The 10,454-nt window shown below is 70.7% G+C and carries 13 protein-coding genes; 6 read left to right on the top strand and 7 right to left on the bottom strand.

Annotated elements, in window-relative coordinates; genetic code table 11:
* Positions 1-220 precede the first annotated feature (220 nt).
* Positions 221-787: a TetR/AcrR family transcriptional regulator gene (locus ACZ4YL_RS41125; protein ID WP_468123616.1), complete on the bottom strand. Its 567-nt coding sequence runs from the start codon at positions 785-787 to the stop codon at positions 221-223.
* A gap of 57 nt (positions 788-844) precedes the next feature.
* The gene (locus ACZ4YL_RS41120; protein WP_468123614.1) at positions 845-1,729 is read right to left on the bottom strand and encodes an SDR family NAD(P)-dependent oxidoreductase; all 885 of its coding nucleotides are present in this window, start codon (positions 1,727-1,729) and stop codon (positions 845-847) included.
* A gap of 191 nt (positions 1,730-1,920) precedes the next feature.
* Here ACZ4YL_RS41120 and ACZ4YL_RS41115 point away from each other — a divergent pair, with 191 nt between their 5' ends.
* Positions 1,921-2,481 carry a putative immunity protein gene (locus tag ACZ4YL_RS41115; RefSeq protein ID WP_468123619.1) on the top strand — a complete coding sequence of 187 codons (561 nt, stop codon included), beginning with the start codon at positions 1,921-1,923 and terminating at the stop codon, positions 2,479-2,481.
* 77 nt (positions 2,482-2,558) lie between these two features.
* Here ACZ4YL_RS41115 and ACZ4YL_RS41110 read toward each other — a convergent pair whose 3' ends face one another.
* The 5 genes from ACZ4YL_RS41110 to ACZ4YL_RS41090 all read right to left on the bottom strand — a co-directional run bounded on the left by ACZ4YL_RS41110 (position 2,559) and on the right by ACZ4YL_RS41090 (position 7,308).
* Entirely contained in the window at positions 2,559-2,966 is a 408-nt protein-coding gene (locus ACZ4YL_RS41110; protein WP_468123617.1) for an SRPBCC family protein, read from the bottom strand.
* A 272-nt stretch (positions 2,967-3,238) separates the two neighbouring features.
* Positions 3,239-4,621 (bottom strand): carotenoid oxygenase family protein, encoded by a 1,383-nt coding sequence (locus ACZ4YL_RS41105; protein WP_468123612.1) that lies wholly within the window; start codon positions 4,619-4,621, stop codon positions 3,239-3,241.
* A gap of 86 nt (positions 4,622-4,707) precedes the next feature.
* A complete protein-coding gene (locus ACZ4YL_RS41100; protein WP_468123611.1) occupies positions 4,708-5,148 on the bottom strand; it encodes an SRPBCC family protein in 441 nt (146 codons plus the stop codon).
* 34 nt (positions 5,149-5,182) lie between these two features.
* Complete coding sequence (locus tag ACZ4YL_RS41095; protein ID WP_468123609.1) at positions 5,183-6,640, bottom strand: DHA2 family efflux MFS transporter permease subunit; 1,458 nt, start codon at positions 6,638-6,640, stop codon at positions 5,183-5,185.
* A 101-nt stretch (positions 6,641-6,741) separates the two neighbouring features.
* On the bottom strand, positions 6,742-7,308 hold the full coding sequence (locus tag ACZ4YL_RS41090) for a TetR/AcrR family transcriptional regulator (protein WP_468123607.1): 567 nt from the start codon (positions 7,306-7,308) through the stop codon (positions 6,742-6,744).
* Positions 7,309-7,560: 252 nt separating this feature from the next.
* Here ACZ4YL_RS41090 and ACZ4YL_RS41085 point away from each other — a divergent pair, with 252 nt between their 5' ends.
* The 5 genes from ACZ4YL_RS41085 (at position 7,561) to ACZ4YL_RS41065 (ending at position 10,178) form a co-directional block, all read left to right on the top strand.
* A complete protein-coding gene (locus ACZ4YL_RS41085) occupies positions 7,561-8,502 on the top strand; it encodes a ribosome-inactivating family protein (protein WP_468123605.1) in 942 nt (313 codons plus the stop codon).
* Between the two features lie 183 nt (positions 8,503-8,685).
* Complete coding sequence (locus tag ACZ4YL_RS41080) at positions 8,686-8,820, top strand: hypothetical protein (RefSeq protein ID WP_468123603.1); 135 nt, start codon at positions 8,686-8,688, stop codon at positions 8,818-8,820.
* A gap of 24 nt (positions 8,821-8,844) precedes the next feature.
* Positions 8,845-9,231, top strand: coding sequence for an FAD-dependent monooxygenase (locus ACZ4YL_RS41075; protein ID WP_468123601.1), 387 nt, complete (start codon positions 8,845-8,847; stop codon positions 9,229-9,231).
* Between the two features lie 233 nt (positions 9,232-9,464).
* Entirely contained in the window at positions 9,465-9,959 is a 495-nt protein-coding gene (locus ACZ4YL_RS41070) for a hypothetical protein (protein WP_468123599.1), read from the top strand.
* A 57-nt stretch (positions 9,960-10,016) separates the two neighbouring features.
* Positions 10,017-10,178 (top strand): transposase, encoded by a 162-nt coding sequence (locus tag ACZ4YL_RS41065; RefSeq protein WP_468123597.1) that lies wholly within the window; start codon positions 10,017-10,019, stop codon positions 10,176-10,178.
* The last annotated feature ends 276 nt before the right edge of the window (positions 10,179-10,454 follow it).

Raw genomic sequence — 10,454 nt, 5'->3', positions numbered from 1 at the left:
ACTACCTCGACCAGCGCGAAATCCCCCGGCCAAAATCCTGGCGCACCCTGGGCACCTGACCTCGGCAACTCCAAGATCCCCGACAGAGTCAAGCTGACCGACTGGCCGACGCGATGGGTGGGCAGCCTCGTGGTCCCTGCGCCCGGACGGCGAAGCTCCGGCGGATCCGGCCGTCCCGCGCTTGCCGCTGTCCTTCGTCGGCAGAGGGTCGCCGCTGGAGTTACTCGGTGCGCAAGCCTTCCAGGAGCACGGTCAGATAGCGTCGGGCAGTGTCGGCGCGAGCCTCGGGGGCGCTGTGGACGGTTGCGGCGTAGGCGATCCCGCACATGAGCGGGACCAGGTCGCCGGAGGTCAGGTCGGGGCGCACCACCCCGGCGTCGCGGGCCCGGTCGAGCAGCTGCGCGCCGACCGACCACAGGGTCCGCTTCAGTTCAGTGGTACGCGGCAGGGCATCCGTGGGCGCGGCCGTCACCGTGGCCAGGGAGGCGTCGGTGACCTGCGCTTCGATGGTGCGGGTGAGGAAGCCGGTGAGGGCGCGCCCGGGGTCGTCGTTCGCCAGTGCCTGCTCGCCGTGGGCGGCGAGCGCCTCCAGACAGGGGGTGGCGACGGTCTCCAGGAGCGCCTCCGGGGTGGGGAAGTGACGGTAGACGGTGGCGACGCCGAGCCCGGCACGGCGGGCCACGTCGTTGAGCTGGAGTGGCGTGCCCTCGTCCACGAGGTCGCGGGCCACGGCGGCGATCCGTTCCCAGTTGCGGGCGGCGTCCTTGCGCAGGGGGGCGGTCGTCATGGGAGCAGCTTAATGGGATAACCCATCCGCATTGCCCCGCGTACGGGCCTTGTCCCGTCACCCGGCCGTGGCTGTGAGTGGCGCGAGGCGCTCGCTGAGGTGGCGGACGGCTTCGGCGGTGCGGCGGTCGGTTGCCGCGCGGAAGGGGGTGACCGGATGCGCCTGGGGTCCGATGACGACGCCGGTCCGGCCGGCCAGCGAGCCGTCGGTGGCGGCGAAGACCGACGGCTTGGCCGCCGTGGACGCCGGGCCCGAGGTGGAGCGTTCGAACTTGCGCTTGACCAGCGGCCAGAGCAGCCGAAGCCCCGGCGAGACGATCTTCGGGTCGTTCATGGTGCCGTTGGTCATGTCGGTCGAGGCACCGCCGGGGTCCGCGGCGAAGACCGAGACGCCCGTACCGTCCAGCCGGCCGGCCAGTTCCAGGGTGTAGGCGAGGTTGGCGAGCTTGGCGCGGCCGTACCAGTGGAAGCCGTAGTAGCCGCCGGGCGGCTCGACGGCGTCGAAGACGCGCTTGGCGACGCCGACCGCACCCGAGGTCACGTTCACGATCCGGCTCGGCGCGCCCTCTCGCAGCGCGGGCAGCAGGAGTTCGGTCAGCAGGTACGGCGAGAGGTGGTTGACGGCGAACGACGCTTCGATCCCGTCGACGGAGTCCTGTCGGTCCGGGAACATCGCCCCGACGTTGTTGACCAGCGCGGCCAGCGGACCCTGGGCGGCGATCCGGTCGGCGAGAGCGCGTACCGCGTCGAGCGAGGCGAGGTCGGCGGCCAGGAACCGGGCGGAATGCGTCGGCGCCGTGGCGTTGATCCGTTCGACCGCACGGGCACCGCGCTCGGCGTTACGCCCGACCACGGTGACCGCGAGGCCGGCCGCGGCCAGCCCCAAGGCCGTCTCCAAGCCGATTCCCGCCGTCCCTGCCGTGACCACAGCTGTCTGCTTCATCGCACGACCACTCCCGCCTATATGGATGAGTTATCCGGTTGACGTCGATCAACGTAGCAGATCCGGATTACCTATCCGGTTGACGGTGGATCGGGCGGTGCTGCGACACGCCAACCCCTTCCGGTGCCGGCCGGCTCAGATCCGGACCGGCGCACCGCGTAGCCAGTGGGAGCCGGCCGCCATTCGTGCCCATGGAGTCCCGGGGCGGCCAGCCGGTGGAGCCGGCGCACAGGCTTCGGCCCCGCCGGCTGCCACGCCATCAGCTCTCGGGTCACCGCGCTGGAGGCCGACCGGTCGGCCACGAGGGTGGGAGGGCGGGAGGGTGGGAGGCGATCGAGCAGATTCGGGGATGGGCGGGCAGCGAGATCAGGATGTCTCGGTCCCGAGCGGCGGGTGGCCATGCCATGGCTGCGGCAAGGGAGTTGGGCGGAGACGCTCGGAATGCCGCGTACGCCGCCGGCCAGGCGGCAGTGATGGCACATGTCGCCGCGCAGGAACTTGGCGCTGCTACCTACGCGATCAAGGTCGCGCGTGCGGCGGCCCCGGGCGGGAGGGTGAGAGTGCCGGCCGACTGGAGTGCCGTTGGCAGCGCGAACAGCTCCCGGATCCGATTCGCGAACTCGTCCTGGATGGCCAGCGGTTGCGCAACGAGATCTGTTGGTCGGTCTTCGACTGCTGACGGGCATGACGGCTTGTCTGCGCTGCCGCCTTGGAATCGATCACCGACGCCGACCTGGTGCAGAGCTCAGTAGAGACCGACTCGGAATTGAGCGCGCCAGTCCTGCCGATGCGCCGGACCTGGCGTCAGGTCCGGCACATCGGGGTCGTGTTACTTGGCGGCTTGCGCTTCTGCCTCGTGCTTGAGGTTGTTCAGCCAATTGTGGAGGGATTCGTCGAGGGCGGCCTGCAGCGCGGCCTGGTTGGCGACTACCGGCGCTCCGGCCCAGGACTCCTCGGTGTGAACCAGGACGCCGTCGCGGGTCGGGGTGAACGTCCACACGTGGACGGCGTTGATGCCCTGGGCGGGGCCTCCCCACACCAGCCGCTTGCCGCGCTCGACCTGCCTGACGGTGGAAGTGATGTCGAGCCCCTCGGTGGTCCAGCGGAACACCGAGCCCGGGCGCAGGCGTCCAGGGCTTTCCATCTCGACCACGTCGACCTTGGGCTGCCAGAGCGGCCACTTCTCCACGTCGGTCTGGATCTTCCAGATGATGTGCAGCGGGGCGTGGATGCGGATGTCCTTGCGGGTGATGACCGGCGCGGTCTCATCGATCTGTATGTCGGCCGCGTGCCTGGCGGCCGCGCTGAGGGTCGTGGCCGGCTTGTCGTCGCCGTGGGCGTAGGCGGTGCCGGAGGCGGCGAGTACGAGTGCGGCGGTGGTGGCGGCGGCGAGCTTTGCGGCGGTGAGCGTGCGCGTGGGAGGACATGCCTTTCGTGGAGTCGGTGGCTGGTTTGTCGGGCAGGGGCCGGGCCCCGGGCAGGGCGGAGTCCGCCGGGGGCCCGGTCTGGTCAGCCGTCTGAGCCGTCGAGGTCGGGGCCGTCGGTGTCGGTGTCGGGGATCCAGGAGCCGTGGATGCCGGCGGTGACGCGGCGCGGAAGGTGGACGGTGGCGATCCGGTTGAGGCCGTAGGCGTCGAGGACCAGGAGCTGGGAGGTGTCCTGTTTGAGGTCGGAGACGACGGTGAGGAGGTATCCGTCGTCCTCGCGGGTGGCGCCTGCGGCGGGTACGAAGACGGCCTCGCTGGGCAGGCGGGCGTCGCCGGCCTGGTGGATGCGGCGGGCGCCGGTGGTGCGGTCGTACTTGACGATGCCGTAGCCGCCGCGGCCGTCCTGGTCCGGGAAGGAGACCGCGTACTGGTATCGGTGCTCGGCGCCGAGGAAGTCCTCGTTGAGGGTGGGGAATTCGATGGCGAGGTCGTCGATGGCCTGCTCGTCGACGCTGCCGGCGGCCAGGTCGATAACCCATCGGCGGTTGTAGGAGCGGGTGTTGGGCTCGGCGCCGCGGCCGGGGGCGCCGACCCACCAGTTCCAGGACAGCTGGAATCCTTCCCGGTCCACGGTCGGGCCTTCCAGCACGATGCGGCCCGCGGCGTCCTCGTAGGCATTGGCGGCGTGCAGCATGTTGCCGGGCTCGATGGAGAACCAGCGGATCCGCCCGGCGCCTTGCGGACCGCGGGGCATGACGCCGATCCGGGCCGGCTGGGCATCGCTCCAGCCGTAGGGGATGCCGGAGTGCTCGGCCGGGTCGAAGGTGACGGTGCCTTCGACGAAGACCACGTGGTTGCGGGTGATGGCGAAGTCGTGCTTCAGGGAGGCGGTGGCCCCCGGCACCTCGGCGCTGTGCGTGATGTGTCCCTTGGCGTCGGCGACGTAGTACGTCAGGTACGGGGGGAACGGCGAGGAGCCGAAGAAGTGCAGCTCTCCGGTGACCGGGTCGGTCTTGGGGTGCGCGGTCATCGCGCCGCGCAGCTTGCCGTTGAAGTCGTAGGCGCCGACGGTGTCGAGGTCCCGGGTGAGCTCGAAGGGGAGGTTCGCCTCGCACAGCGCCAGCAGGCGCCCGGCGTGCTCGATGACGTGGGTGCCGGCGGTACTGGCCGTCAGGTCCGGGCCGTGCTCGGTCATGTAGGGGGCGCCGTCCAGGGCGGGGGTGTGCACCCAGCGGTTGCGGTACCACTCGGCGCGGCCTTCCCGCAGACGGATGCCGTGGACCATGCCGCTGCCCTTGAACCAGTGGGTGGGGGTCACGCCGGGCTTGGGGTTGTGGCTGTTGCGGATCAGCCGGCCGGTCAGCTCCGGCGGCAGGCTGCCTTCGACGGTGAGCTCGGTGGCGGTGATCTCGTCGACGGCCGGGGCGTAGTGGCCGGTCAGGTAGGGCTTCGTGTCGGTGGTCATGGCAGGAACCTCGCTTCGTATGACGTGACGGTGAGCGGTGGCGGCGTTGGATTGAGAGATGTCGCGGGCGCGGCAGGTGGCGGCTGTCAGTCGGTCTGCTCGGCGCGAGCCTTGAGGGCGGCGAGCCAGGCGGTCAGTGAGTCGTTCAGGGCCTGACCGAGCTCGGCGGTCGCGGCGTCGACGGGGGCGCCGCTCCAGGACTCCTCGGTGCGGACGGTGACCTGGCTGCCGGTCTGCTCGAAGGTCCATACGTGGACGCCCTCGATGCCGTTGGCCGGGCCGCCCCAGACCAGCCGCGCACCGGGGACGACCTCGCGGATGGTGGAGGTGATGTCCAGCCCGTGCGTCTTCCAGCTGAAGGAGTGGCCCGGAAGCAACGGGCCGTCGAGTTCGGCCTGGTCGACGTGGGCGTTCCAGCGCGGCCAGGCGTCGATGTCGGTGTGCAGTGCCCAGACCCGCTTCAGCGGGGCGTCGATCACGGTGGACAGGCGGACGATGACGGGAGCGGTCTCGTCGATGGTGACCATGGCTGGTCTTCCTCTCGGGATGTCTGGCGATGGGTCAGCGGGTGCGGAAGGTGGCGGACGGCGCGGCTTCGGCGGTGCCCGGGGCTTCTCCGCCCGGGGTACGGCGGCGTCGGGTCAGGAGGGCGGCCAGGACCGCGGTGGCGGCCAGGACCGCGGACGCGATGCCGAAGGCGGTGCGGTAGCCGGCGGTGAGCGCCTCCAGGTGTGGCTGGTGGGTGGCCGCGTGGGCGGTGGAGGTGCCGGCGAGGGTGGCCAGTACGGCGAGTCCGACCGCGCCACCAACCTGGCGGGTGGTGTTGACCAGGCCGCCGGCCAGCCCGGCGTCCGCGAGGGGGACGCCCTCGACGGACAGGGCGGTCAGTTGGACGAAGGCGATGCTCAGGCCGAGGCCGATCAGGATGCTGGGGCCGAGGACGTCGGCGAGGTAGCTGCCGTGGGCGTCGATCCGGGACAGCCACAGCAGTCCGGCGGCCTCGGTCAGCAGCGCGCCGGTGACGGTCGCGCCGGCTCCGATGCGGCGGGAGATCCGCGGTGCCAGCGTGGAGCCGAGCATGTTGGCGAAGGCGAGCGGGAGTTGCCCCAGTCCTGTGACCAGGGGGCTGTAGCCGAGGACCTGCTGCTGGTAGAGCGGCAGGAAGAAGAACAGGGCGATCCACACCGAGCCCAGCAGCGCCATGAGGACGTTGGCCGCGGAGACACGCCCGGTGCGGAACAGGCGGGGCGGCAGCAGTGGGTTCGGGTGGCGGCGCTCGACCAGGACGAATGCGGTCAGCAGTGTGATGGCGACGGCGAAGGACCCGAGGACGGTGGTGTCCGTCCAGCCCGAGCGGCGGGCCGTGGTCAGCCCCCACACCAGGGAGGTGAGCGAGAGGGTCACGGTGGCGGCGCCGAGCAGGTCGAACCGTCCGCTGACGATGGACTGCGCCCCCGGCAGGGCGGCGGCAACGGCGGCCAGGACCAGGAACGCGCCGATCCCGACGGCGTAGAAGATCCACGGCCACCCCCCCGCCTGCGTGAGGACGCCGCCGAGCAGGACTCCGGCCGCGCCACCGGCGCCGGAGACCGCACCCCACACCCCCAGCGCTCTGCCCCGGCCCGGGCCGGGCGGGAACAGATCCATCACCAGGGCCAGCGCGGCCGGGGCGATGGCTGCGGCGCCCAGTCCCTGCACCGCTCGGGCCGCGATCAGCACGGCGGGCGAGGCGGCCAGTCCCGCCGCCAGGGAGGAGGCGCCGAACACCGCGAGTCCCGCCAGCAGCATCCGGCGGCGGCCCAGCAGGTCCGCCGCCCTCCCGCCGGCCAGCAGCAGCGCGCCGAAGGCCAGGCCGTAGGCGTTGACCACCCACGTGGTGCCGCTGTCCGACAGCCCGACGCCGTCACGGATCTGGGGCAGGGCGACGTTCACGATCGAGGTGGCGAGCATGACGGTGAACTGCGCCCCCGCCAGAGCGGCGAGCGCTGCTCCGGGGCTGTGGGTGGTGGCGACCTTCATGACGCTCCTCCTTGAGTGGTTGACCACTCACACTTGACGCCTAAGAAAAGGCGGGGCCGTTTGCCCCGCCCACAAGCCAAGCCGTCCGGCCGCGCCGGGCGTCAGTAGTGCGTGATGCCCGCGGACAGCGTCCGGCTCCAGGGGGCGTCCACCTCGTCGGCCCCCATGGAGACGATGAGGTGGCACAGCATGCCGAGCGCGAAGAACTGCTGGACCTGCTCCTCCGTGCCGCCCGAAGCCCCGCGCACGTACTCCACCACCCGGGCGTAGCCCCGCCGGACCGCCTCACGTACGGCCGGCTCGGAGACGGCCGCGGCCTGGGCGTGCAGCTGGATCAGCATCAGGTCGTTGTCGCTGATCAGCAGCGCGTACGCATCTCCCATCGCATCCAGCACCACCTCGGCGGAGCTGCCCTTCGCCTCGGCCGCCGCCCGCTCCAGGCCGGCCCGAACCAGCACGAAGCAGTGCTCGACCACAGCCGTGAACAGCAGCTCCTTGTTCGGGAACAAGCGGTAGACGTACGCCTGCGAGATGCCGGCCGCCTTCGCCACCTCCGTCGTGGTGGTGCCCCAGTAGCCGCGCGCCGCGAAGGCACCGATGGCGGTGCGCAGCACCGTCTCGCGGCGCTCCTCGGCGGTGGACAGCTTGCGGGGTCGTTCGCTCTTCATGTGAGTACTCAACCACTCACACTCTTTCGTGTCAACGCGTTCACCACGCGCCCGCCTCCCGCGACCGAGCGGCCGCGCGAGGCTCCGTGACACACGTCACATCGCCATCTGCGAACTCCAGCGCCCGTGGCGCATCCAGTCGGTGCGGTCCGCGAATCTCTTCGCAACAGCGCCACCGCGCGGCCGCCCCGAACCACCGATGCCCGCCATCACCGCGCCCCCAACGGGCGTCCACCGAAAGGGAACCGCCACATGCTCGTGCGCCCCCGAATTGCCCCGACCAGGCCCAGCGGACTCCGCCGGGCGCTGCTCGCCATCGTCATGTCCCTGGCCGCCATACCCGCATTCCTCTCGGCCGCAGCGCCGGCCACGGCTGCCACCGGGGACGGGTCCGTCAACCACGTCTGGCTCAACCTGACCGACACGCCCAAGTCCAACATGACCCGCGACTACTCCATCTTCCTCGCCAGCCTGCGCGAAGCGGTGTCCCACACCCGGCCGGACGGCGCCCAGTACACGCAGGGCGCGTCGCAGCACGAGGGAATCGTCCGGGTGTCCCTGACGGCCCTCGACGACCAGAACAACCGCCGGGGTGTGGATCTGTGGATCCAGCCCGACAACCTGTACGTCGTCGGGTACTCGCCGCACGGCAGCAACGTCTCGTACACGTTCAGCGACGCCTCGTTCTACCGCGGCGCGCTCGGCGTCCCCACTGCCGACCTGCCGTTCGGCGGCAACTACAACTCCCTCACCCAGGCAGCCGGGCGCGACCGCTCCAGCATTCCGATCTGGTTCAACGACATCCGGGCGTCCATCGTCCAGCTCGCCAACCAGACGTCCACCAACGCCAACCGGCAGAACACGGCCCGCTCCCTGATGCTGCTCATCCAGATGACCTCGGAGGCAGCCCGCTTCAACGACCTCGAAGGGGTCTTCCGCGCCGCGGTCGGCGACTGGGGCACGGGCCGGACGGGCCTGCCGGACTGGCAGCAGAACCTGGAGAACAGCTGGGGCGCCCTGTCCAACTTCTACTGGAACCTCCAGGGCATGGGCAACACCTCCTGGCCGACCGTCCCGTACGTCAACGGCATCGGACCCATCGAGAACGTGAGCCAGGTACGCCGGTACGTACGCGTCCTCCACACCTTCAACGCGGGCTGGAACCACCCCAATCCGTCACGCGACGAACTCTGACACGGCCGGGCGAGGTCGGCGGCCCAAGGCCCCGGCCTCGCTGGGCACAGCCCCGATCCGAATCCGACGGTGAGTCCGAGGCGGTCCCGGAGTCGCTGCCAGTCACGTGGGAGGTCAGCGCGATACCGATCCCCTCCGCGCCCAGCACGACTTGAAGGGGGGACATCGTTCGTCGCGCAGGCGATGTCCAGCCGCAGCCCCTTCGCGGCGAAGGCCGCACGGATGAACGCGTGCGCTCCGGGTCTGGTGGCCCAGGTGGTCATCGGTGCCAGCCGGGCCCGCCCGAGCCCGGTACGACGGGCCCGGTACGACCAGTGATCGTGACGGCTGGGACGTCTGCAGATGCTGCTGCTGGCGGCGGTGCGCGAGCGGCTGGGGCCGGACTCGGTCCGTACCGGGCTGCTCTTCCGGAGGTTCGAGCAGACCCCGGGCGGCGTACGCGCCCGCTTCCTGGACCGGTCGAGCGGCCTGCCCGTGGTCGAGGACGCGGACGTGCTGGTCGGCGCCGACGGCATCGACTCCGCGGTCCGCGCCCGGCTCTTCCCGCACGAAGGCCCCCCGAAGGGGAACGGCGTCCACATGTGGCGCGGGGTCGCACCCCACCCGCACGTCCTCGACGGCCGGCCGATCGTGCCCGGCCGGGCGACGCTCCGATGCCGGCAGGCCGGCACAGCTGGTTCGAACTGGCCGACCCCGCGCCCAGGTGGACCTGTGAGGCCTGGCTCGTGAACGCACAGCCATCCCGCCCGACGACTAGGCCGTGTCGTCAAAGGAGCGTCGGTAAGGCCCGCGGCCTCCGATGCCATGCATCGCGAGGCGGAGGAGCGCACGAGTGCTGGACGCACTCGGGTGCTTCGGCAACGTTGGGCACCTCCCAGCGGTAGTTGGGGGACGAGGTGCGGTGCAGGGGTCGCGAGCCAGCCGAAACGTTGTACGTCCCCCTCTCTCTTTACTCTCAAGACATGAACGTGTTTGACGGCGGTGACGGCCGGTACCTGGAAATGACCAACAGCGGCACGGCGGTGTTCGTGGACGTGCTGATGCTCGCCGTGTCCGCGCTGGCCCACAAGCCGTGGGACTTCCGCTTCGCCGCTCTGCTGACGCTCCAGGACCAGAACGTGATGGGGCGTGGGGTGGTCGGCTTCGGCCTGGCTGAGCTCGACTGGGGGGACACGCCGCAGGAGCGAGCGACGGCCAAGGACTTCCTGCTGCGCGTCCTCGATCTGGCGCTGTCCCGTCACCGGTGGGAGGAACTGACGTACGAGCCGCCACGGGCCGAGGGGTACCTGCGCACGTACCGAGCAATGGTGGAGGAGTTCGACCCTGCGACCGCGAGGGCCGGCACGGGCGTCCTGCCCGGGCCGCAGGAGGCCGCGATGGCCTCCTGCGTACGCCACCGGGTGCTGGACGCGCTGCCGTTCTGGCAGGCGTGCGTGTTCTGCACGGCCGGGGTCTGAGGGTCTACGTCCCGCGGTCTGCCGTCAAAGTGATCTTGGATCGCGGATCATGGAGTGGTGATACGCCGCCACGAACTGTCCGATGCCGAGTGGGAACTCATCCAGCCGTTGCTGCCCCGGCCCGTGCTGGGGCGGCCCCGGCGGGACGACCGGATGGTCCTCAACGGGATCGTGTGGAAGTTCCGCACAGGGGTCGCCTGGCGGGACGTGCCTGAGTGATACGGCTCCTGGGCCAGCCTCCACACCCGCTTCCGCCGCTGGGCAGTGAACGGCACGTTCGAACGGACGCTCCAAGCCGCCCAAGCCGCCCAGGCCAACGCGGACGCGGCGGGCGACATCGAATGGGTGCTGTCGGTCGACTCCAGCATCGTTCGAGCCCACCAGCATGCGGCCGGGGCTCGAAAAGGTGCCTCTATGGTTTTCGTCAAGCCGTAGTCGGTGTGGGTGGTTGGTAGAAGGTGCCGTCGCGGAGCATGGCGAAGAGGACATCGATGC

The sequence above is a fragment of the Streptomyces sp. NPDC030021 genome (genome assembly GCF_055574035.1).
This window is presented reverse-complemented; position numbering and strand designations above follow the sequence as displayed.